Raw genomic sequence first — 23,042 nt, forward strand, 5'->3', positions numbered from 1 at the left:
GCTTTGGCTAGTTGCCGTTATCCTAATCAAAGCAGATATAATTGTAAATAAGAATCATTATCCTAATTACCTTTTAAGGTATTTAGATAAAAGCGCCATTCATCTTCAATCATCTGCGCTAAAGGTCGTTTAGGCGACCAGTTAAGAATTTTCTCTGCCTTATCAATGATTGCACCTAATTGGGCAATCTCATCATGCTGAAATACTGCGGGCTGAACATGCACTTTCGCCTGAGTCACTTTCTCAATTTCATTTAATAAGTTTTGAATCGAGGTCAGTTGTGAATGTGCAATATTAAATGACTCCATACAGTTGTTCTGGGAACTTATCCAATTTAGGGTCATTAAAATGGCATCACATGCATCTAAAACATGCAGAAAGCTTCTTTCAACAGTTCCATCAATAGTCGGAGCCTGATTCTGCAATTCAATACATTCACGCTGCATAGCGGCAACTTGTAAAGCCAATGGCACGATATTCTTAGGCAGTTGAGTAACAAATTCGCCTAATACACCATGCTCAAATGCACCAACAATGTTGGACAACCGCAAATTTACAATCCTCCACTCGGGATCCACACGATATGTATCTGCAATAATATCTTCAACCATTTGCTGAGATCGAACGTAAGGATTGGAGTATTTATAATTAAACTCAGTCTCTTCCTTAAGTTCAGCACTTGATTGGCCATAAACCGCTAAACTAGACAAATTGATTAACTGTCTGACTCCCATGCGTTGCATTGCTCTTAATAAGCTCATGATGCTGCTAACATTATCATTATAATATTCAAGAGGTTTTAGAGCCGATTCTTCTAATGATTTAAAACTGGCGGTATGGATAACAGTATCAATTGAATACTGCTCAAACACTTTATTCAGGGCTGGTGTATTACGAACATCAAGCTTCGCGAATGGGATATACATTCCTGAAATATATTCCAGACGTTCCAAGGTCTGCAAGGTGGAATTGGCTAAGTTATCTACAATGACAATCTCTTGCCCATGAGCCAATAAACTCAAAGCAATGTGTGAACCGATAAAGCCTAAACCACCTGTCACCAAAATCATTGTATACTTACCTTCCCTTAAATCTGTCCATCATCATTTTTGCCAATTATGACCATAGTGAATATTCCATGAGTACACTACTGCTAATTACTTCTGCGCCTACATCCATTATGGCTTGGCATGCTTTTGGTTTAGCTCAAGCTTTACAAAGTAAGCATGAAGAATTTCGTGTCTTCTTTTACCAAGATGGTGTTCAGGTCGCGAATGACTTACAGTGGTTTCCTGATGATCAACGCAATCTAAAACAAGAATGGCAAAAGCTTGGCATCCGACTCCCTGTCTGTGTCAGTGCTGCCCTTGCTCGGGGAATCACTGATGCGGACAATGCAAAACGTCATTCACTCCAACAGCACAACTTAGCCAATAGTTTTGAATTGGTTGGTCTCGGAGAGCTTGCTGACGCAGTGCAAAGCTGTTCTCGATTAATTCAATTTTAATTAAAGTTCTTTACTAGAGTGTTGCTTTGAAAAGGTAAATTGTGTGAAATCTGTACTCGTCATCCTAACGCAACCTAACTTAACAAGTTTGCAAGTCAATGAAAGCTTGTCCGCAACTATGGTTTTAGCAACCTTTGGTATTTCTGTCAAAGTATTATTAAAGTCTGCGGCTCTTAGCTTATTAAACAATAATTTAGAATTTGATCAATTTAAACACGAGTTCAAAATTGCAGCCAATATGGTCGAAAGTTTCGAGTTCTACGATTTAACTCCAATTCTAATTGAATCTAAAAATCAAGAACTTAGCATAGTTAAAAATACCGATCAGGACATTGAATTTATTGATATGAATCCTGAGTTTATTCAATCATTTGATCATATTCTGTATTGGTAAGGTGTCTCGCTATGGAAAAAACAACACTCATTTTAGTTCAATCTACAGCTGATCTGATTTGGTCTGAGCTAGCAAAAATGGCACAATCTGATGACTGTATCGTAATTATGGGTGAAGCAGCGATTCATGTACCGACATCCCTTACCAAGGTTTATCACAACATTTATTGTTTAACCAATGAATACAGTCTTCTTCCCGATGAAGTTAAAGATCAGATTCAAGCAATTAACTATACGCAATTTGCAGATTTAGTCTTAAAATTTAAGCGTTGTATTTCATTGAAATAATATTTATTCGGTTCATCTAAAATTTTGTTAGGCTATTTTATGCAGTTAGAGTTAGACCAAGACGGCCATTTGGTTGATTACACCATTTGGAATCAAGATGTTGCTCAGGAGTTAGCAAATTCTCTAGATTTACAGTTAACAGATTGGCATTTTGAAATTCTGCATGCTGTCCGCCAGTTTTACCAACAGTTTGGACATTCACCAGCAACACGGCCACTGATTAAGTTTTTAATGAAAACCGTTAGTCCTGAAATTGATAATGCAACATTGCAGCAGAAATTTAATACAGGTTTAGTCGCTCGCCATTTAAGTCGTTTAGCTGGCGTACCTAAACCAGCAAATTGTTTATAATTTTTTATTTACGCAAATTTCTTGGCACAAGCAACACAGGCAATCACTGCAATTGTGACGCCAAACATGGCTGGGCTTACTTGTTCATGTAATAAGACTGCGGCAATCGCCAAACCAAAGATTGGTTGCAATAGCTGGAGTTGCCCAACTGTTGCAATCCCGCCTTGTGCCAAGCCCTTATACCAAAAGAAAAAACCAATCAGCATACTAAATAAAGACACATAAGCCAGACCAAGTTTTGCCGATGTTGAAATTTGATCAAAGCTCACAGGCATATATAGATATGAAATGAGCAGCATGATCGGCAATGTAATAATCAATGCCCAGCAAATCACCTGCCAACCTCCCAAATGCTTGGAGAGTTTTCCACCTTCGGCATAACCAAAACCACAGAATATAATGGCCAATAACATGAAAATATCACCATAGTTAAAGGCCCAACTCCCCGTTTGGACTAACATATACCCAAAAACCAGTGAAGCACCTAAAACTGCGAATAACCAAAAAACTGAATTCGGTCTTTCTCCACCTCGTAGCACACCAAAAATAGCAGTCGCCAAAGGCAATAAACCGACAAAGACAATAGTGTGTGCAGCACTGACATATTGAAGTGCTAAGGCTGTAAATAGCGGAAAGCCAACTACAACCCCTATCGCAACATAAAATAAGGGCAACCAATCTTTTCTCGTTGGTAATTGCTGACGTGATAATAGAATCAAAGCCAAACCAAGAAGACCCGCTATTGCGGCACGAGCAGCAGTTAAAAAGGTAGGGCTGAAATCCATAACCGCAACGCGTGTGGCTGGTAGTGAACCGGCAAAAATAATCACACCGATCAAACCATTCATCCAACCACTACTGAAAGTTTTCATTTAAATTCTCCAAATCTATATGAAGAATTTAAACTGTGCTATGGTTTAAGCACCATACACAGTACAGTACAATTCTAAATAACTGTATTGGCTTACTAACCCATACAGTTTAAAGATAGATCGAGATGAAAAGTACAAAAATTGATTTCGTGATCCAGCACATTCATGAACAAATCAAAACCCGCTCTTTACTGCCAGGTTCTCGTCTACCTTCAGTTCGCGCTTTAGCTGGCTTGCTGCATTTATCTATTTCAACCATTGTTGAAGCTTATGAACGTCTTGCCTCTCAAGGGATTATTGAAGCCAAAACAGGTTCGGGCTTTTTTGTTGCAGGACCACTTGCACCCTTGTCTATCTCTGAAATCCACCCAAAGATTGATCGCAGTATTGATCCACTCTGGATTTCTAGACAAGCCTTGGAAGCAAAGCCAGATGTTTTAAAACCAGGATGTGGTTGGTTACCTGATGACTGGATGCCACACGAAAATATCCGCAAAGCCATTCGCAAGGTATCTAAAGCCCCTTCCAACATTTTGACTGATTACTCAACACCTTTAGGACTAGCACCTCTACGTGAATTACTTTCAAGAAGAATCTTGAGCAAAGGCATTGAAGCGCGTCCAAATCAGATCTTATTGACAGATTCAGGTACGCAGGCGATCGATTTAATTTGTCGTTATTTTCTTAAACCGAACGATGTGGTTCTGGTTGATGATCCATGTTATTTCAACTTTCATGCCCTACTCAAAGTTCATCAGATACAAATCATCGGTGTCCCTTATACGCCGACTGGACCTGATCTTGAAGCATTTTCGCAGGCGATCCAAAACTACAATCCACGCCTCTACATTACCAACTCAGGCATTCATAACCCGACTGGTGCTGTGTTAACGGCATCAACGGCTTATCAGGTGTTAAAACTGGTTGAGCAATCTAATTTGATCGTGATTGAAGATGATATTTTTGCAGATTTAGAACTGCATAGTGCCCCGCGTCTCGCAGCTTTGGATGGTTTATCTCGTGTCATTCACATCGGCAGTTTTTCTAAAACTTTATCTGGCTCAGTCCGTACAGGATATATTGCAACCAAAACAGAATGGATTGAGGATTTAACGGATATCAAAATCGCGACTTGCTTTGGAGGGAGTAATTTATCTTCAGAAATTTTGTATGCTGCATTAACTGATGGAAATTATCGTAAATACCTAGAAGAATTGAAAGTCCGTTTATCTAAAGCAATGGATGCAACAATCAAACAACTTGAAAAGCTGGAAATCAAAATCTGGGTTAAGCCCACTGCTGGGGTATTTGTATGGTGTGAATTACCGCACCACTTCGATACAGCGCGTATTGCACAACGCTGCTTAGACAATGGCGTGATTTTGGCGCCAGGAAATGCATTTAGCCAGAGCCAAAATTTCAAAAACTTTATTCGTTTTAATGTAGCGCAATCACTGCAACCCAAAGTTTTTGAGGTTCTATCTCATGCCATTCAACAAGAGACAGAACAACAAAATTTATAACTCAGGCACTTTGCTTTTTTTGCTCGATAAAAGCGAAATAACCGGGCCCAGCCGCGACACGAACATCTTTGGCTTTGATTGGTTCATCACACTCAGAACACACCACTTTGGGATTGATTTTCCGACCACAACTTTTATGGGTAAATTCAACAGGTTTACCTAGTCCTAAATCCATCCATTTATCGGCCCATTGCACCATTGAGAGAATGATTGGATAGAGATCTAAACCTTTATCGGTCAGTTGATATTCAAAACGCTCCTGACGATCAACATACGGCACTTTAGTCAAAATTCCATGCTCAACCAAACGCTTTAAACGCTCTGAAAGTACATGGCGTGTAAGCCCTAAACTACGCTGAAAATCATCAAAACGGCGTATACCCATAAATGCGTTACGTAAGATGAGCATTGTCCAACGATCACCTAATACTGAAAGCGTCCTCGCCACTGAACATGGCTGGTCGCCAATTTCGTCCCATTTCATTATTATCACCTAGTCATTTTTTTAAAGTTTTATTTAAAAGACATCTATGTCTTGAACCGTCATGTTTAGAACCTAAACAATATAAAATATACACTAAACTACCTTATCCATCAGATGCAATATTGGCACTTGGCTAAAAATACCAATATTCAGTCATTTTACATAAATTCATCAAAACAATTTAGTTGTAAATGAATAGCCCAGAAAGGATTTGTCCTGCTTCCAATTTTGTATTGGCTGGGATACGTACCAGACTATCTGCTTGCATTAAATTGCTCAGCATATGCGATTGCTGCTTCGCCAAGCTTTGTAGCTTGAGCTGCCCTTGATCAAAATAAGCCTGCATTCTTAAGAAACGTTCACGTGCATCCGATTTTAAATCATGGGTCAGTACGCCACTCAACCACTGCAAAGGTTGGCGTTGGTTCTGCAAGGCATCAAGCAAAGCTTTGCCATAGACTTGCATACACACATACACGGCGGCAGGATTACCGGGTAAGCCTAACAAATAGCAACGATGATCTTGCTGTGTGTATTCGGCAAAGAATAATGGCTTGCCGGGTTTTTGTTTTACCTTCCAAAAGATTTGCTCAAAACCTGTTTCAAATGCACATGGACGAACAAAATCATAATCACCGACGGAAACACCACCCGTGGTTATGATCAGATCATATTGTTGTTTTAAGCGCTCAAAACACTGCGTCACCTCAGCAGCTTGATCTGCGATATGTAAGATTTCCGCATCTATGCCATAGTCTTGCAACCAAGCTTTCAGTAATGGGCCATTGGCATCAAAAACTTTCCCTGCCTGCAAGTCCTCAGGGGTTTCAGCAACTTCATCCCCTGTAATGACCACAACCACTTTAGGTAATTGAAAAACATCAATACTTTGCACACCCGCCATACTTAGGGCTGCCAGTGCACCAATATTGATTCTTTGTCCAACATCCGCCAATTGCTGCCCCCGTTGCACTTCCTCACCGACAAAACGAATATCCGCTTGAGGCTGAATGTGTTCAGTCAAGCGAATGGTTTGATTGGCTTCAACGACGACAATTTCTTGTCGAGCAACATGCGTTGTGCCCTCAGGTGTTTTCCCGCCTGTAAAAATACGAATCGCTTGCCCATCTTTGAGCTGATATTCAGATTCACTACCCGCTTTAATTTCACCAATCACGTCAAAGACTGCATCTTGCAGTTGATCAGCAGCACTATTCAGTGCATAACCATCGACGGCACTTTGTGAAAAACTCGGTAGATCCACATTTGAACAGACAGCTTTGGCTAAATAGCGATTCAGACCATCGGATAAAGCCAATGTCTCAACTTTTAAAGCTTTCGGTTGGGTTTGCACCAACGCTAATGCCTCATCAATACTGATCAAGCCTTTTTCAGCACCACACCCTGACATTATTCATAACCTCCCGGATGTGGTAAATCACGACAGACATCAAAAATATGAACTAAGGCTGGTAGGATTGCCGCCATCGATTCGCTCGCACCACCACGGCTTCCCGGTAAGGTCACCAGCAATGAACGGTCAATAAAGCCTGCAACACCGCGTGACATGGCTGCATATGGCGTGCGTTTTTGTCCAAATGAACGTGCCGCTTCCATTAAGCCGTCGAGTTTGCGTTCTAATAGTGGTTCCAGGGTATCCACAGTGATATCACGCTGACCAATACCAGTACCTCCGACCGTCATAATGCATGCATAAGATTTGGTCAGCTCTAAGACTAAATCTTTGAGCTGATCAGCTTCATCGGGCAAAATTTGATAATGAATCGGATCAAAGCCTGCTTCAGTCAAAGTCTCAACCACGGACTTACCTGCGGTATCGGGTTTACGTCCCGCTGCAACTGTATCTGACAGTACAATTACAGCCGCTGAAACAGGTTGGCGTAAAGTACGTTTAAAGTGTGATTTTCCACCCTTCTTCTTCAGCAATTTACACTGATCTAAACACAGCTCTTCTGGCTCACAATGCGGTTTAAGCATGTCATATAAGGTTAAGCCCGCTAAGCTCGCAGCCGTTAGAGCTTCCATTTCCACACCTGTTGGGCCAATGGTTTCAACTGTGGTCAGAATCACCACATGGTCGTCATGTAGATCATAATCGACATCGGCACGATAAATCGGTAATGGATGGCAGAGTGGAATCAGCTCATCGGTACGTTTAGCGGCTAAAATACCTGCGATACGTGCAGTTTTTAAAGCATCACCTTTTTCGGTATTACCGTCTCGCAATAACTGAATGCAATGTGCGGGTGCATGTAAAATCGCTTGCGCTTCTGCAACACGATAACTCTCGGGTTTCATCCCAACATTTTTCATTTTAACTTCCTGACGCTTTATTCGTGTGTATGCTCATGGCTACAATTTTCATGGTGATGCACGGGTAAATCCCTCTTTAATAAAGGGGGACTTAGGGGGGGGTCGCTTGAACATCATCGGTTTGATCTTTACGAATACAACAGCCTTCTACATATTGACTGGTGCCATCCATAAAAAACTCTTCTTTCCAGATCGGCACTTCATGTTTGACCCGCTCTACTGCCTCTTCACAGGCTTGAAAGGCTTCACGGCGATGTGCTGCATAGGCAATCGCGATAATCGCGGTTTCACTGACATCCAAGTAACCTATCCGATGCATGACACGTACATAAGAAACCTGATATTTATCTTTGATTTCCTGTTCAATTGCGCGAATCATCTTTTCTGCGACAGGCGTATAAGAGGTATATTTCAGTGCTTTAACCGCTTTTCCTTCGTGGTGATTACGCACAGTTCCAATAAAAATATCAACCCCACCGCATTCAGGAAATGATTGAATCGGATCAAAGTGATCGAGGCTTAAAGCCTGATCTTGGACGCGGGCAAATTCACGCATATTTATCCTCCCGCCACTGGTGACAACAAAACTAAAGTACAGGATGTTTCTAATGCGGTTTGACGTGTCACGATATCCTCACCAATCGCACAAGCACATTTTTCCATCGCTGGGCTGGCATCTGGATAAAGATTGGTAATATGTGACAGTACATCTTTGACCATTTGATCTTTTGCAAACTCAAATGCCAGCGCCTTGGGTAATAACCGTTCAATTGCGCCAAAGGCTTCTATTTTTATCTCAATGGTTTGCATATTTTCTCCAAACAACTTTCCTCACTAACCACCAAGCATATGCATACTAATTTTACGTGCTTGCTGATGTTGTATTGCCTGATAACCCTGCGCCTTATTCCAAATATAAGGCTTAATTTTTTGATCAAGTTGATGAAATGCTAACGGCTTGAGTTCAGCTTTTTGTTTGATTGCCTGTTGCAGATCAGGTTTTATATTTAGACCTTGTCTTGCAAATAAACAATTATATAACTCACCTTGAGCCGTCAATCGAATTCGGTCACAGTCCCCACAAAATGAATGGGTAATGGTTGAAATAATACCGAGTTTATATTGGCCATCAAGCTGATAAAGGCGTGCAGGTTCATGCTGTTGTTCTAAGACCTGAATATCATAATGCGCTGAGAGCTGCTTTAAGATTTCCGCTTCACTGACCACGGCTTGATCTGTCCAGTGCTGATCACCATCCAGCGGCATAAATTCGATAAAACGCAACGGAATATTATGCTGTTTGGCCCATTTCACCATCGGCACAATTTGGTCATCATTCTGACCTTGCATCAGTACACAATTAATTTTGAATGGCAGACCAACTTTTGTTGCGGCTTCAATACCAGCAAATACAGGGGCAAGCTCTTTTTTAGTCAGTTGTTTAAATTGAAGCGGATCAAGGCTATCCAAACTAATATTGAGATCATCCAAACCTGCCTGCTTCAATGGCTCAGCATACTTCGCCAAATAATGACCATTGGTTGTGATTGAAATACGTTTTAGCCCCAAAGCTCTTAAACTTTGCAAATCACGGATAAAATGCACCACACCTTGACGCATCAAAGGCTCACCACCGGTGATACGGATATTTTCAATGCCCTGTCCAACCATATATTGACAGAAAACAAACAATGCCTCGAAACTGAGTAGATCTTGTTTTTTCATCCATTCAGGATGTTCAGGCATACAGTAAATGCATTTGAAATTGCAACGGTCCGTCACGGAAATCCGTAACTTGCGCTTAATACGACCATACTGATCTTGTAAGATCGCTATACTCGTGTCGTCTATTTCATGCTTCATCATATGCACTCATATTGTGAATCTTTGAACTGGGTTTAGCACAAGTTCTGTGCGTCCTTGTTTTACTCATCACAGTGAATTGTTTTTATTACAGCAATAATTATTCCAGTTTTACCCTATCCGTGTTGCCGATGCTGCTTATTCAATAAAACAAGCAACTCTTTCAATCTATAAACAAAAATAGGTTTTGTCCTGAGTATTTTTGTTCAAATTACTTTGCACCATCCCATGGCATGTTTTATTTCATATGCAATAAGATGGTGCAAATATCTGATTAAATCAACCCACCGATCGTCTAAGTACTCAAGCGTTCCAATCGAACGGGTACATATTTATGATATGGCGTCTTTGACAGAGGATCACAATGCTGGGTAGAGGTTAGACGATTCAATTGCGGCCCTATTGGCTCGCCACCGCGATAACGTAAGCCATAACCATGTGGTAAAGACACCACGCCCTTGCGCATTCCTTCATCGAGTTCAACCGTGACCTGAATCTTGCCATGCTCAGAAATACATTGCAGCACATGACCTGTTTCAACGCCAAAACTCAATGCATCATCAGGATTCATTCTCAAGCGACCTTCGGCATCAACTTTACGCCATGCAGGATCACGATAAATTTGATTGGCGTTATAACTACGGCGCTCGCCTGCAAGCAAAATAAAGGGATAGGCATCGGTTAAGGTCAAAGACTGTTGTTTTAACTGTGCTAACTCGATAAACATTTCAGGAATTGCCAACCGAATTTTTTTGTCTTTATAAGCAATCAGGCTCCACACATCAGCATAGTCATGTTGCGACAACACCACACCCGACCGTCGCTGCAAAATGGTCTGGAATAACTTAACGCCTAGATTAAATCGATTACCTTCGTATCCTGCTTGCTTAACCGCTTTATAGTGCTGAACCGCATATTGCATACACAATGGAAGTAATAAGGCTGTAGAGGCTGCATCATTTGGCAAAGTCTTACCCAAGGTGCGATATACAATCGATGCCGCATAAGGAATTAGCTTTTTATTTTTCGCAAAGTTTGCACCAAGTGCAGCAAAATAAGCAAGATACGCGGTATTGGCCGAATCTTTTTCTGCAATTTTACTTAGGATAGGAAACTGTTTCGGCATCACTTGCATAGCTTCAAGCAAACGTGTGTAGATCTCGGCCTCAGGTAAACTATTGCCTTGGGCTTTGAAAAGTGGATGGCGTAAGTGAAAACCATTTTTAGGAAATTCCAAATTAAACCCTGTGAATTCCCACTTTTCAAATTGGCTATGTGCAGGTAACACATAATGCGCTAAACGTGCTGTTTCAGTCATTGCCACATCGACCACCACCAATAGCTCAAGCGACTGGAATGCTTGCTCATATGCTGCGGTATCTGGATAGGTCAACAAAGGATTACAGCTGTCCACAAACACCGCACGAATTCGCTTTTCCCCTGCTTTTAGAATTTCATCGGGCAAGATATTCGGTGGAAAGAAACCCGAAATCGGGAACATTTTATGATAAACCGTACGGCGATACTTTGGGTTGCGCTCATCAGTGTTGGTCAAAATCGGAATAAACATGGTATGTAGATTATTGCCACCCTGTTTACCAAAATTTCCTGTCAGCAAATATAAAAGCTTTTCCAAATAACCATTTAAAGTGGTGTTTAAGGTGTGTTGAATACCAAGGTCAATCCGGACACAAGCATGTTGCGCTTGAGCAAAATCGCGGACAATCTGGTATATCAGTTCAACTGAAACATCGGCTTTTTGAATATATTCGTCAATTGGAACAGCCAAGAAAGCTTGTTTAACCTGATCGAAACCATGGGTATGCTGCTGAATAAATTGTTGATCGTATAACCCTTCTTGCAGCATGATCGCGATCATAGCCGACATCAGATAAGCATCCGTACCTGGTTTTAATTGCACATGAATATCGGCTTGTTTAGCCGTTTCGGTCACGCGTGGATCAAACACCACCATGGTTCGGTTTGAATCTTTTTTGATATGTTTTAAGGTATCTCTGGCATTTGGAATACCGTGCGCCTGAAAAGGATTGGTTCCGATAAACAACACATAATCTGCATATTCCACATCTTCGGTGGTATGACAAGCTTGACTGCCAAACAGACGTCCATTCACCCAGAAATCACCTGTTTTTTCCTGCGCCAAAGAGTTGTAGGCATAGAAGCTTTTCATAGCGTAGAGCAACTGACGGCCATAGGCTGCACCCAAGTGATTGCCCTGTCCACCACCACCAACCGATGCAAATGCAGTTCCACCATGGGTATTTCGAATCTGTACAAGCTGCTCAGCAATTTCCTGAATAGCTTGATCCCAACTAATCTCTTGATAGGAACCATCTGACTGACGTTTTAACGGTGAAGTTAAACGATCAGCATGTTGTTGGTAATGCTGTAAACGTGCGGCTTTTTGACAGATATATCCCTGCGAGAAAGGATGATGTTCATCGCCTTTAATTTTCTTGAACTGATTGTCTTCAATTTCTACACTGAGTCCACAATTACGTGAACATAGAATACAAGCGGTTACATCCTGTTTGATTGCTGTGGCAGTCGTCATTTTTCTCACCTTATTATTTTATGAATATTGACCCATTAAACAGATTTGCCCTGCCGAGCCGACAACACGGACATACTTTTGCATCTGCTCAGTACAGGTTTCCACTCGATTATGTTCTGAAGGAAGTTTGACAGGTTTTAGGAATCGGACATCGATTTGCTGAATTGGTTCTGGCAGTAATTCAAAACTACGTGCGAATACGCCAAAGCCATGCAGCACTTTTTGACCAAAGCTTGATAATTTAGCTAATGGTGTAATCCAATGAATCGGATTAAAGTCACCTGTTAATAAGGCAAACTTAAAACCATCATCTGCTGTCGCAGACCATTCACCTAAATGCTGCCAAGTTTTATGATCTACTGTTTCTACACGTTTAGTTTTCTCAAAATGCGGCAGAATAAATGCCATATGCAGCACTGTTTCGACTAACTCAGGTTGTGTGATTATACCTGTGGTAATTTGCACAGAAACACGTGCTAGTCCATTACGTTCATCGACATTGGCAATCTTGGCTTGGATCAGCAACTTTTGATCTCGTGGAAGCTTGCCATGAATTTTCAGGCTGACGCCTTGATTGATGACTTGACTCAATGGGTAATGAGTTTGGAGCAATAATCGTGTTGCAAATGACAGTCCCCATTGTGACACCATATGTGGTGGGATGGTGTCTTGATATTTAGTCAGTTCAGCACCACTCCAACGTACATAATGGTCTATCAATTCAAGGCTTGGTGGGTCAATCACTTCATTCATCGATGCTAATGAGTGCCAATCGGCTTGTTGCGTGTGCTTATGCTTTTTGAGACTACGCAAACAGATTTTCCCAAGCCCTGTTAAAGTTGCCTGATGTTCAAATAAAAATTGCAATGGAATCTGTTGGTAACGAATCGCAAACATATGAAACTCCTGTTCCTTTTATTTTTCTCAGTTTCAAACCATAGCTGGGTTAATTCGAGTCTTGATTAGACAAGCCTGACATGGTCGAAAATCAATTAAGTTCCAAAATAGAACTCATTTTAATAAAGGTCAAGTGCACCCATCATAAATTTAACAATAAATAGATGCCTAGAACTTCTATTCCGTTGTTAGCTAGATCTATTGAAAAAGCAATTTGATAAAGAAAACTGATATGCCTTCTCTTTAATTCCCTTAATCGCTAATATATCTTTTTTAGCCAAAATATATTCAAAAAATGAAAAAGGGATTTAGCGTTCATAAATATGTTGTTTTGAATAATAGAAAGGGATTCTATTTATGGGCGATGAAAAATGATCAACTAGCACTGTATGAGTCAATTTCAAAAGATTGGGTCGTACTCGAAAATTTTTCAGGAGAACGCATCCCACTTGAAATTGTAAGCCAAGAAATTAAAACCATTGTTACTCTTGCTAATGAGCCAAACTTAGGTCTGAAAGTCATCGATAGTGGTGATATTAAGCTCTCACCTTTTTATAAAATCGTCACACTTTCTTTAGGGCCAGCTTTAAATAAAAATATTCCTTTACCTAGTGCTTTTTTAATACGACTAATTGTTCATTATTTCAAAATCTTGACCGAAGTTGTCGATATTGATCTACAAGAAACAGGACATAGTATTCACATTATTTTTAGACCAAACCTCCCCGAGCTTTTCAGTTACCACCAAGTTGAAGGCGCAATGCTTGCCGTTACACGCATGATCGCCCATTTACAAAACCATTGGCCGAATCAAATTGAGTTTGAGCATAAGCCTGATCTTATTGATCTTGGAATTTATTTAAAAACATTTAGGACTTATCCACTTTTTGAGCAAGCAAATAATCAATTAATCTACAATTGCACTGAATATACAGCCTTAGATGCAACCATCTTAATCAATCCGTTCATCAATTCTATTGAAAAACAATTTCCTGAAATCTCTTATAAAGAGAAAATAAACCTCGTCATTTGTACGACACTAGGTTTCCTGAATCCGAACATAAAAACCATAGCAAACTCATTGAGTATGAGTGTTAAAACCTTACAAAGGCGATTAAACAGTGAAAATACGACCTTCAATGATATCTTGCTCGAGGTCCGTAAAAAGCGAGTGATTGAATATCTTGTAGTACAACAATTTACCTCACAGCAAATCAGTGCACTATTGGGTTATAAGGCAAAAAGCCAATTTTTAAGAGCATTTCAAGTCTGGTTTGGAATGACTCCAAAACAATATAGGGCGAGGCTATGTAACCCCACCCCATAATTCGTTTTTTTATCGCATCAGAAATTTAATTTTTGATACGGATTACAACCCAGTGCTTCGAATTCTGCTTGAGTGTAATATTGTGCCTGCGGTAAATATTCACCCATGATTGCCTGCTCATCTCCAGGTGTTTGAGTATTTTGAACTGCATTGTGAAAATGACTTGATGACAACATATTGCGAACAATCACTCGGGCATCATTTTTATGATCCGTATGACCTTGAACTATAGAAAAACCATCACCATTCTCAGGCCATTTTAAGAATTCAACACCACATGCTTTTGTTGCATTACTTGGACGATCACGTTCTAAACCCGTCACAATAGTATATTTACCATCAGGATTAATCGTAATATTTTCATCATACAAACAATCTGTTACTTTCTGCGAATAGAACTCATTCTGACACATCGACCAATAACGAAGCTGCGTATTTTTACTATCAAAACGTTCCTCTCCATTTAATGTCTTTGGTACAGTAGGAATTTTACCGCGAATGACAACAATCGGTTTAATACTACGATCTAAGAAAGTGGCGATATATTGATTATCAAGATTTGCATAAAAAGCTACTCTACGAACAGGGTTGGTATCACAAATACCGTAAAAGTCACACTGCAAGGTATATGCCATATTATAACTTGATCGCCAAATTGGAATTTCTTTCGCAGGGTTGTTCTTTCTGGCTTGAGCATAGGTATCTGCTGGAACCAGCGGAATAATGAGTATTTTATTCTCGGTATTTAATGCCATACATGCAGCTTCACCATTTAGGACTTGCCCTTGTCTGGTGGTAAGTTCAATTTTAGGTAAACTCACTCCACCGAGAAGATCTTTCCCTTTGTTGGGTACATATACACGATATGCTAGCACTGCCGCCTCACCGTCTTTTGCTGCATCATAAAGTGTATTGGCTGTTCGAGTTGTGGGTACATCACCTGCAGCAATAGTTAAAGTATATGCGCGATTTGGACTATTTCTGATATTCCCATCAACAAATGGATTTACTGCATTTTTATTTGGAATAATGCTGCTATCGCTAATCGCATCGGCTGGTGATGCATCTGTTTTATAGCTGTTAATCGACATATATCGTGCATAAGGGAAATCGCCTTTGATTCTAAGCGTGGCACCTTCAGGTAGGGTGTATTTTGCACTCCAATAGCTGCTTCCCGTATCAGGATAAGCAAAATTCGTTTCAGGATTTTCTATGACATAAGGTCCTTGCCAAAAACAGTCACTTGTTTCTGCAACTGGTGGCGTGACCAATCCAACTTCTTCATTTGAGTTATTTCCACAAGCACTTAAACCAAATGTCATCAAACTAAGGCATGCAATAAAATTAATGGTCTTAAACATATGTCCTCCTAACATTTTGCTATCGACCTAAGCAATGATAAAGCGGCACATTTTGTAGATAAGACGTTATTGACGACACTTTTCCTTGTTAAGGTCGCATTTAACGACAAAATAATAAGGCTTAAACATTTTTAGATATTTTGAGGGAGCAAATGAGAACCAGTAAAACATGCTGCAATGAATCAAAAATTTTTAATTATGCAGATTATTATATAAAGATTTTTTATTAATAAGTTGTGCTCAACTTTATAACCAGAAAATTTATACTGCTTTACTTCCTCTACCTAAAAAATACAAATAAAACCAATCAGAACATAGTCCTTACTCAAGTTAACAAGTTTTTAAAAGATGATTGAACTTATTGTGTTTAAGTTTAAAGGACGCTAAAAAATGAACAATAAATTGAATCATTATCCTACTTCCGCTCCAGCGCAACATCAACAGCACCAACCTGGCTGCCAAGCAGTAATGCATCCAGAACCTGAAATTATTAAGAGCACGCATCAAGGGAGCAACAAACTCAAGAATAAAGTTGCCCTAATTAGTGGAGGAGATAGCGGTATAGGTCGCTCTATCGCTGTACTCTTTGCGCGTGAAGGTGCGGATATCGCTATTATCTATTTAGAAGAAGATGAAGATGCTAAAACAACCAAACAGCTTGTAGAACAAGAAGGCCAACAATGTTTACTGTTAAAACACGATATTACCGATCCCAAAGTGGCAAAAAAGTGTGCTGAAGAAACAATAAAAGCTTTTGAAAAGATTAATATTTTGATCAATAATGTTGCTGTGCAATTTCAGCAAAAAGAAATTGTAAATATCAGTACGGAACAACTCGAAAAAACCTTTCAAACAAATATCTTCTCCATATTCTATTTAACTAAAGCTGTGCTTCCCCATTTAAAAGAAGGCGACAATATTATTAATACGACAAGTATTACCAGTTATCACGGCCACGATGAACTAATCGATTACGCCAGTACAAAGGGTGCAATCACGACATTTACCCGTAGTTTATCCAATAATCTCATGAAGCAAAAAAAAGGAATTCGTGTAAATGGTGTGGCCCCAGGTCCAATTTGGACACCTTTGATTCCAAGTAGTTTTGATGCTGAAACCGTCGCCAAATTTGGTCAAGACACACCTATGGGCAGAATGGGACAACCAAGTGAAGTTGCTCCGGCATATTTATTTTTGGCCTCTGATGATGCCAGTTACATCACAGGACAGGTTATTCATGTCAATGGCGGTGAAATTGTCAATGGATAAGCAAATAAAAAGCCTCCAAAAGGAGGTTTTTTATTTTGGTCAAAACTGGCTAAGGGAAAGCGTTTTTTAAATAGGGAAATAGCAACTCTACGTATTTTTGGGTACTCCACAAACCAATACTTTTATGATGAGATTCTGGTGCCAAGAATGGAGCCAACTTACACAACTTCAGTCCCAAATTATCTGTTTGATTGATCATTTTCTGTAGATTTTCCAGCTCACCATCTGAAACATAGCTAAATAGAAAATCATGTAAAGGTTGATCTTTATTTATACTCTGATGATAAGGAAGAACCGTTGTCGAGTATTGATCGCCAGCAATCCAATCATGAATAATCTGTCTTTCTGCGGGAGTAAAAACACCGTACATCTTTCCATCTTCATGACTAATCATTCGCCAAAATATACTTTCTTCAGGATCAAGGTCGAATTTAATCCATTTTTTCTCAACCAGTTGCTGAATAAATTGACTAATTTCCTGTGGATTTGCTAACCACTGATTAATAGACTTACATCCGAACAATTGCTTCTGGTTATGCACCAATTGGCCAATTATTGCTTTGTGCTTTAAGATTTTATGAACGAAGCTTTCTAGATCCAGATTTTGAATGACCTGTGTGGATGAAATGCCATTTTGATTTAAGGCATAACCACGTTTCACCTTTTCCATAAAAAACGTTTTATCTTTATATTTCCTATAGATATTTTCCAATATATTCAAGGATTTATACGCATGACCATTGGCGAGATTATCAATCGTAATGTGCAAATTGAAGTATTTGGCATCGATAGCTAACTCTTTGAGTTCATAATTGCTAATTAAAAGATGCAAAGGGAGTTGTTCATATCCTAGATTAAACCCAATGATCTCAGGAATATACTCAGGTGGTGCGTATCCTAAAGCCAATTGAATTGCGGCTTGATGGTAATATTCATCATGAAGAAAAAATTCAAAGTCATCTAAACCTAAATTACGAAGCAAATCATCATATATACACACATGATTTGATCTCGCCTGCCCTAGCCCTAATTCTTCCAAATAAATCACAATAAGATCATGAAATATCGGATCATTCCAATAATTGACTATACTATATAACCAAGAACCATCTACTTTTTTGGTCGGTGCCACTTTAACCAGAAACTCAAAAGCCTGTCCTATATTTTTAAAGTACTGACGTTCTTCTCCAGACTTTCTCTTAGATAAATATTCTTGATAGCTTTGACATACTTTTCTATTTTCAGATTGATACCAATTTTTTATTTCCTCAATATTATTGGGTATCTGTGATTTATTTACGTTAACCGCTTCTAATTCATGAGTTAAAAAGTTAACGGCTTTCTTTTCTTTTTCAAAATTAGATATATCTCCATCCAAAAAGAAACTAACAAAATCGTAATAATTTTTATGATCGTCCTGTAATAAATCAAGTAATCTTTTCTTTACGACGACTGGCATTTTCCTTCTCCGAATCGAAAATATAAAATCACATTACCTTCTCCCCCCCTTACTCCTACTTTAATTTTGTTAATTTCGGTTAATATTGCAACAGCATTTTTTCTAAAAAAACCATCCATATCAACACCATATCTTTTGCAACGCTTTACATTCTCATGTTTTGAATTAATCATTTAAAAATAAATCATAAAATATCTAAAATAACGATAAATAAAACCAATCTGTTGCAACATGTAATTAATATATAAAGTTATATTAATACTGTTTTAATTTAAAAATAAAAACCAAGATAAGTTCTTAAAAAACAATATCTACCAACTTTAATTAAGTTACATTTAAATATAGTGAAACAGCCCAGCTCTTCTTAAAATAAAAAAATATGTTTTAATTAAATCATCTGATTTACTCAGATAATATCTAAAACCAAATGAGGTGTACGATCATGAGTAATACAAATAATCAACGCAATGATGAGCGTAATAATCCACAGCAACAACAGCAGAACCAAAACAATGACAATCGTCAACAGCAGCAACAACAGCAAAATGACAATCGTCAGCAACAAGGATCTCATCAAAAAGATTCTAACAGCCAAGGATCAAACCAAAATAATCAACAGAAATAACTTCTGATTATTTTGATCCACAGATATTTAGGAGAATAATAACAATATTCTCCTAAATTTTATCTAATCTGCAAAGTTAGCTGGAGAGTTATCATGACAAACCCCAATTTAACCAATACGAATACTCAAGCTTCGCGTGTAAATATCGATCCCAATGATCATTGGCGCCAAAGTTATGTAACCCGCCCTTATTATCAAGAAGCTTCACTTGATACACCAGACCTTGATTATGATCGAGATTTTTCTAAGGCTTATGAGCTGGGCAGTCGTGCACGTTCTGAACACGACCGTAACACTCAGTTTGAAGATGTTGAAGGAAGCCTCAAAGAATCTTGGGAAGAACTGAAAGCCGAATCGAGATTGAAATGGGAACAGGCGAAGCAAGCCATCAAAGATGCTTGGGACCGAATATAAAGTCAATAATGCGACAAAAAAATGAGCTTATTGGAAACATAAGCTCATTTTTATTGCGTAGAATATATAGACTTACCAAATATAATAAAGAGTATCTAATTAATGGATTTAATAGGTATTTTCCTCCACGACACAACATGGACTCTGGTTCTTGAAATAATCATTCGATGTTGTGTGATGTTCCTCCTAATCCTGATTTTTCTAAAACTTTCTGGTAAGCGCGGGATTAGACAATTATCAATCTTTGAAGTTGCCATCATTCTTAGTCTTGGTAGTGCAGCTGGCGACCCTATGTTTATTGATGATGCGCCGATTGCTCAAGCTTTTGTAGTGATGTGCACAATCATTATTTTATATCGCTTTGTCACTTGGGCAATGATGAAGAGTAAAAGCGTGGAAATCCTTTTGGAGGGAAAACCCCTGTGCATCGTAGAAAATGGGTTATTAGTGATACAAGATATGCAGAAAGAAAAATATTCACACGATGAATTCTTTGCTGAAATGCGTCAGAAAAGTGTTGAACATTTGGGGCAAGTTAAAGTTGCCTTACTAGAAACCGATGGTTGTTTAAGTATTCTGTTTTATAACAAAGAAGAAACCAAATGGGGCTTACCCTTATTTCCTCAACATTATCAAAAAGCAGAAAAATTAAATTCTCAGCTTTTATACTCTTGCATGTATTGTGGTATGACTGAGCATTTACATCATTTAGAGCAAGAATGCGCTCGTTGCAAAAGCAAAAACTGGGCTGAATCACTGCATACACCACACACGAGCTAAATCTCATTTGATCCACTCACGACTACACCTTTAAGTTCCTATTTTAAAAATTTTTCCAGTGCGTGGATGGATAAATGTTAAGTCATCATTGAGTTGAATCACCGTATCTCTAATGACCACTTTTGACAATGGTGACCATGATAAGTTGCTGATTTCTAAATCAGTATCAGGTTCCTTTTCATAAATTTGCTCGACAATAATTTTATCACCTGTGTCACTTCTGGCATCGACTTCTTTCAACATATATTGTTTTCCCATTTTTAAACCCCTTCAATATAAATTAGTAAAGTTTGGGTAAAATTTCATATATCAGACTGACTGCTTATCCTTAAAATATGAAACAATTGCTTCACCATTATTTTTTGATCGATTCACAATGTTTCCAACGTCATCATAGTGGTAGTCTGGCACAATCACTTTACTGTTTAAGTGAGCTGCTTTTTTATTCTTGGATATTGTTACTTTCTCAATAAAACTGGCAAGCCATAGAATATATTCGGTTCTATTTTTACTTTTCGGTAAAATACTAATATCCAAGCTCAAAGGTAAGTCTTTTGAATTCATGAGTAGATCTTCAAAATTTATATAATTATAAAGTATCTTAAAATCTGTTTCTTTTATTTCAATCCGTAGTTCAATCATTAAATTATTTAGATCTTCTAAAGGTTCATCTACAAAGCCTTTTGAATTTTTAACATTCAAATATATTTTTTCTGCTAATTTTAAATATTGAGGCATGAGATTATTCCTTTAATTTTTCTATTATGCGATTTTGCTCTATTTAAAGTAATCAATTGTTAATATTGTTTTGACTTATGCTACTAAAATAAAAATTTGTATACATAAAAATTACAAGATAAGTGCCAAGAATATCGGTTATAAGAAATAATGAGAACCATGTCACAAAAAACAAAATTTAGCTTTATATTTTTTTGCCTAAAACGACTGAAAAAGCTGAAGTTATTGTCAAAACTTCAACCTTTTCCTATAGACTTTTGTATTGAGTATTAACAGTTAAGGGGTTTGCTGCGTGGTAGCGCTGCCAGTATGTGCATCGGATGTGCCATGTTCGTTTGTTACAGGTGCTGAAGCATTATGCTGCATATCATCGTGTAACTGATTACTGTTTGGCACAGGTTCAGCTTCCATCGAATGAGGTGTTGTTGTTTCCTGTCTAAGCGCTGAATTATCTGCTGTTTTGTTCTTTTCACATGCTGCAAGTGTGAAAACAAAACTTAATGCTATACTTTTCAAAAGTAAATTCTTCATTTTCATTACCTCTCGCTTTTTTAAGATTTCACTAAAATAGATAGAAAATTATGCGCCATCAAAATTATTATTTGATGCTATTTCATCACTATTTTTTCGATTATCTCTGCTTAGTTCCATTTATTTATATTGCATGGCTATGGCTAGTATAAAAGAAGCTTGTAACCAAGCTTCTTTTTTCTAATCTATTTGAGAAACTTACTCAGTACCTTTTTACCTTTCACATCATCAGCAACATGAATATCCTCTTCTCTTTTCTCATCAGACAATTTAGTTTTATCCTTATGAGACTTATAATAGCAGCCTAAAGCAACACCTGTTCCTAAAGTAATAATTGTCTTTAACATGTGACACCTCATAATATATTTCAAAAACCCTATACTGCCCATTTTTCATGTAACATTCTCTTCCATTTATTTTAATTTTCTTAAATAATGAAATTTTATGTAATTAATTTAAAAACTTAAACACAACAAAAAAGAAGCAACGGCTTTAAAAATAAGGCCTTATATTTTTAACACATTTCTTAACAAACATCTGGAAACAAGTTCAATCTAAATAAAAACCAAGCGATTAACGTGTATTAAACTTAAAGTGCAACCATTTTCACTCATAGACTTTGACATAGATTTTAAATCTCACTCATTAAAATAAAATATCTACTACAAGATGAAGGTAAAATTCATATTCGGTTTATTTGGCTTTATCAAAACGATCAGCCTCTAGAAAAACAAATAACAGCGAATATCCCTTCCATAAAAAAACCCTATTCATTTTAGAATAGGGTTCCAAGTATTAGGAATAGCAATCTCTATTTGCTATGCTTTCGATTTCTATCCCAAGCATCACGTGAAGCATGTCTCGCCTCATCCCAAGATAAGCGTGATTCAGCTTTAGCCTGTTCCCAGTTGGTTCTCAATTCTGGTTCAACCTCTTCAAACGCCACATCTGGGTCATAACCATAACGTTTTTCATAACCCACTCTATAGGCATCACGATAATCTCGATCATAATCTAGATTTGGATATTTGGTGTTTGCATCGCGATAATAAGGCTGATTCAGGTAGTTTTCACGCCAGTAGGCATCTTCAATGGTAGGGTCTATTGCTTCTCCTACAGCCTTTCCAGCGAGACCACCTACAACTGCACCTACGGCACCACCAACCAAAGTACCCACTGGACCACCTACACTCCCTACTACAGCACCTGTTGCTGCACCACCCGCAGCTCCAATGCCAGTCCCAATAGGATGTGAACCAGGCTCTCCTGTAATGGGATCTGCATTTAGATCTTGTTTAACTTCATCTGGTGCATTTCTAATACGTTCACGATCATAATCATCATTGTTTATCATCTTTATTCTCCTTTAAAAAAATAATTCACTCGAAACATAATTCTCGATCGGAATTTGAATAAATGAATTGTGTACTTCCACCATAAGCAAGTTTCTT

At 38.4% G+C, this 23,042-nt stretch carries 27 protein-coding genes; 10 read left to right on the forward strand and 17 right to left on the reverse strand.

What is annotated here, in order from left to right:
• Nucleotides 1-62 precede the first annotated feature (62 nt).
• Entirely contained in the window at nucleotides 63-1,070 is a 1,008-nt protein-coding gene (locus FPL17_RS06080) for an SDR family NAD(P)-dependent oxidoreductase (protein WP_159883952.1), read from the reverse strand.
• A gap of 68 nt (nucleotides 1,071-1,138) precedes the next feature.
• On the opposite strand from FPL17_RS06080, the gene tusD reads away from it, so the two are divergent.
• Genes tusD through FPL17_RS06100 form a run of 4 tightly spaced genes read left to right on the forward strand, consistent with a single transcriptional unit; the run spans nucleotide 1,139 to nucleotide 2,539 of the window.
• Nucleotides 1,139-1,507, forward strand: coding sequence for a sulfurtransferase complex subunit TusD (gene tusD / locus FPL17_RS06085; protein WP_151716454.1), 369 nt, complete (start codon nucleotides 1,139-1,141; stop codon nucleotides 1,505-1,507).
• 43 nt (nucleotides 1,508-1,550) lie between these two features.
• Nucleotides 1,551-1,901 (forward strand): hypothetical protein, encoded by a 351-nt coding sequence (locus tag FPL17_RS06090; RefSeq protein ID WP_005188979.1) that lies wholly within the window; start codon nucleotides 1,551-1,553, stop codon nucleotides 1,899-1,901.
• Between the two features lie 11 nt (nucleotides 1,902-1,912).
• Entirely contained in the window at nucleotides 1,913-2,188 is a 276-nt protein-coding gene (locus FPL17_RS06095) for a hypothetical protein (protein WP_005212130.1), read from the forward strand.
• Nucleotides 2,189-2,227: 39 nt separating this feature from the next.
• Entirely contained in the window at nucleotides 2,228-2,539 is a 312-nt protein-coding gene (locus tag FPL17_RS06100; RefSeq protein WP_005188985.1) for a TusE/DsrC/DsvC family sulfur relay protein, read from the forward strand.
• Between the two features lie 8 nt (nucleotides 2,540-2,547).
• Here the strand turns inward: FPL17_RS06100 and FPL17_RS06105 are convergent, their stop codons facing one another.
• Nucleotides 2,548-3,411, reverse strand: a complete 864-nt coding sequence (locus FPL17_RS06105; RefSeq protein WP_159883953.1) for a DMT family transporter — start codon at nucleotides 3,409-3,411, stop codon at nucleotides 2,548-2,550.
• A gap of 125 nt (nucleotides 3,412-3,536) precedes the next feature.
• Here FPL17_RS06105 and FPL17_RS06110 point away from each other — a divergent pair, with 125 nt between their 5' ends.
• A complete protein-coding gene (locus tag FPL17_RS06110) occupies nucleotides 3,537-4,934 on the forward strand; it encodes an aminotransferase-like domain-containing protein (protein ID WP_159883954.1) in 1,398 nt (465 codons plus the stop codon).
• A gap of 1 nt (nucleotide 4,935) precedes the next feature.
• Here the strand turns inward: FPL17_RS06110 and FPL17_RS06115 are convergent, their stop codons facing one another.
• The 8 genes from FPL17_RS06115 to FPL17_RS06150 all read right to left on the reverse strand — a co-directional run bounded on the left by FPL17_RS06115 (nucleotide 4,936) and on the right by FPL17_RS06150 (nucleotide 13,087).
• Nucleotides 4,936-5,418 carry a winged helix-turn-helix transcriptional regulator gene (locus tag FPL17_RS06115; protein WP_005188988.1) on the reverse strand — a complete coding sequence of 161 codons (483 nt, stop codon included), beginning with the start codon at nucleotides 5,416-5,418 and terminating at the stop codon, nucleotides 4,936-4,938.
• A gap of 181 nt (nucleotides 5,419-5,599) precedes the next feature.
• Entirely contained in the window at nucleotides 5,600-6,829 is a 1,230-nt protein-coding gene (locus FPL17_RS06120; protein ID WP_159883955.1) for a molybdopterin molybdotransferase MoeA, read from the reverse strand.
• The gene (gene moaCB, locus FPL17_RS06125) at nucleotides 6,829-7,752 is read right to left on the reverse strand and encodes a bifunctional molybdenum cofactor biosynthesis protein MoaC/MoaB (protein WP_159883956.1); all 924 of its coding nucleotides are present in this window, start codon (nucleotides 7,750-7,752) and stop codon (nucleotides 6,829-6,831) included. Before moaCB ends, FPL17_RS06120 begins: the two co-directional genes overlap by 1 nt.
• A 91-nt stretch (nucleotides 7,753-7,843) precedes the next feature.
• Complete coding sequence (locus FPL17_RS06130; RefSeq protein WP_159883957.1) at nucleotides 7,844-8,308, reverse strand: molybdenum cofactor biosynthesis protein MoaE; 465 nt, start codon at nucleotides 8,306-8,308, stop codon at nucleotides 7,844-7,846.
• Nucleotides 8,309-8,310: 2 nt separating this feature from the next.
• Nucleotides 8,311-8,562 carry a MoaD/ThiS family protein gene (locus FPL17_RS06135; RefSeq protein WP_005188996.1) on the reverse strand — a complete coding sequence of 84 codons (252 nt, stop codon included), beginning with the start codon at nucleotides 8,560-8,562 and terminating at the stop codon, nucleotides 8,311-8,313.
• Nucleotides 8,563-8,586: 24 nt separating this feature from the next.
• Nucleotides 8,587-9,618: a GTP 3',8-cyclase MoaA gene (gene moaA, locus FPL17_RS06140; RefSeq protein WP_159883958.1), complete on the reverse strand. Its 1,032-nt coding sequence runs from the start codon at nucleotides 9,616-9,618 to the stop codon at nucleotides 8,587-8,589.
• A gap of 292 nt (nucleotides 9,619-9,910) precedes the next feature.
• Entirely contained in the window at nucleotides 9,911-12,190 is a 2,280-nt protein-coding gene (locus tag FPL17_RS06145; RefSeq protein WP_159883959.1) for a molybdopterin-dependent oxidoreductase, read from the reverse strand.
• An 18-nt stretch (nucleotides 12,191-12,208) separates the two neighbouring features.
• Nucleotides 12,209-13,087, reverse strand: coding sequence for a MaoC family dehydratase (locus tag FPL17_RS06150; protein WP_159883961.1), 879 nt, complete (start codon nucleotides 13,085-13,087; stop codon nucleotides 12,209-12,211).
• A 364-nt stretch (nucleotides 13,088-13,451) separates the two neighbouring features.
• Between FPL17_RS06150 and FPL17_RS06155 the strand changes: the two genes are divergently transcribed.
• The gene (locus FPL17_RS06155; protein ID WP_228277595.1) at nucleotides 13,452-14,414 is read left to right on the forward strand and encodes a helix-turn-helix transcriptional regulator; all 963 of its coding nucleotides are present in this window, start codon (nucleotides 13,452-13,454) and stop codon (nucleotides 14,412-14,414) included.
• Between the two features lie 17 nt (nucleotides 14,415-14,431).
• Here the strand turns inward: FPL17_RS06155 and FPL17_RS06160 are convergent, their stop codons facing one another.
• Nucleotides 14,432-15,775 (reverse strand): hypothetical protein, encoded by a 1,344-nt coding sequence (locus FPL17_RS06160; protein WP_159883965.1) that lies wholly within the window; start codon nucleotides 15,773-15,775, stop codon nucleotides 14,432-14,434.
• 390 nt (nucleotides 15,776-16,165) lie between these two features.
• Between FPL17_RS06160 and FPL17_RS06165 the strand changes: the two genes are divergently transcribed.
• Nucleotides 16,166-17,044 (forward strand): SDR family oxidoreductase, encoded by an 879-nt coding sequence (locus tag FPL17_RS06165; RefSeq protein WP_159883967.1) that lies wholly within the window; start codon nucleotides 16,166-16,168, stop codon nucleotides 17,042-17,044.
• Nucleotides 17,045-17,093: 49 nt separating this feature from the next.
• Here the strand turns inward: FPL17_RS06165 and FPL17_RS06170 are convergent, their stop codons facing one another.
• Nucleotides 17,094-18,503, reverse strand: coding sequence for an iron-containing redox enzyme family protein (locus FPL17_RS06170; RefSeq protein WP_159883969.1), 1,410 nt, complete (start codon nucleotides 18,501-18,503; stop codon nucleotides 17,094-17,096).
• A gap of 442 nt (nucleotides 18,504-18,945) precedes the next feature.
• Between FPL17_RS06170 and FPL17_RS06175 the strand changes: the two genes are divergently transcribed.
• From FPL17_RS06175 to FPL17_RS06185, 3 genes are all read left to right on the forward strand, one after another.
• Entirely contained in the window at nucleotides 18,946-19,128 is a 183-nt protein-coding gene (locus tag FPL17_RS06175; RefSeq protein WP_005189018.1) for a hypothetical protein, read from the forward strand.
• Nucleotides 19,129-19,221: 93 nt separating this feature from the next.
• Entirely contained in the window at nucleotides 19,222-19,542 is a 321-nt protein-coding gene (locus tag FPL17_RS06180; RefSeq protein WP_005212099.1) for a hypothetical protein, read from the forward strand.
• A 102-nt stretch (nucleotides 19,543-19,644) separates the two neighbouring features.
• Complete coding sequence (locus FPL17_RS06185) at nucleotides 19,645-20,322, forward strand: DUF421 domain-containing protein (protein WP_159883971.1); 678 nt, start codon at nucleotides 19,645-19,647, stop codon at nucleotides 20,320-20,322.
• Between the two features lie 30 nt (nucleotides 20,323-20,352).
• Here the strand turns inward: FPL17_RS06185 and FPL17_RS06190 are convergent, their stop codons facing one another.
• The 5 genes from FPL17_RS06190 to FPL17_RS06205 form a co-directional block, all read right to left on the reverse strand.
• A complete protein-coding gene (locus FPL17_RS06190) occupies nucleotides 20,353-20,580 on the reverse strand; it encodes a hypothetical protein (protein ID WP_151716440.1) in 228 nt (75 codons plus the stop codon).
• A 51-nt stretch (nucleotides 20,581-20,631) separates the two neighbouring features.
• Entirely contained in the window at nucleotides 20,632-21,060 is a 429-nt protein-coding gene (locus tag FPL17_RS06195; protein WP_005212095.1) for a hypothetical protein, read from the reverse strand.
• Nucleotides 21,061-21,336: 276 nt separating this feature from the next.
• Complete coding sequence (locus FPL17_RS06200) at nucleotides 21,337-21,591, reverse strand: hypothetical protein (protein WP_159883973.1); 255 nt, start codon at nucleotides 21,589-21,591, stop codon at nucleotides 21,337-21,339.
• 185 nt (nucleotides 21,592-21,776) lie between these two features.
• On the reverse strand, nucleotides 21,777-21,938 hold the full coding sequence (locus FPL17_RS18735; RefSeq protein ID WP_167515358.1) for a hypothetical protein: 162 nt from the start codon (nucleotides 21,936-21,938) through the stop codon (nucleotides 21,777-21,779).
• A gap of 464 nt (nucleotides 21,939-22,402) precedes the next feature.
• Nucleotides 22,403-22,945 carry a glycine zipper domain-containing protein gene (locus tag FPL17_RS06205; RefSeq protein ID WP_159883975.1) on the reverse strand — a complete coding sequence of 181 codons (543 nt, stop codon included), beginning with the start codon at nucleotides 22,943-22,945 and terminating at the stop codon, nucleotides 22,403-22,405.
• Between the last annotated feature and the right edge of the window lie 97 nt (nucleotides 22,946-23,042).

It is taken from the genome of Acinetobacter dispersus (genome assembly GCF_009884975.1).
Taxonomy (GTDB): domain Bacteria; phylum Pseudomonadota; class Gammaproteobacteria; order Pseudomonadales; family Moraxellaceae; genus Acinetobacter; species Acinetobacter dispersus.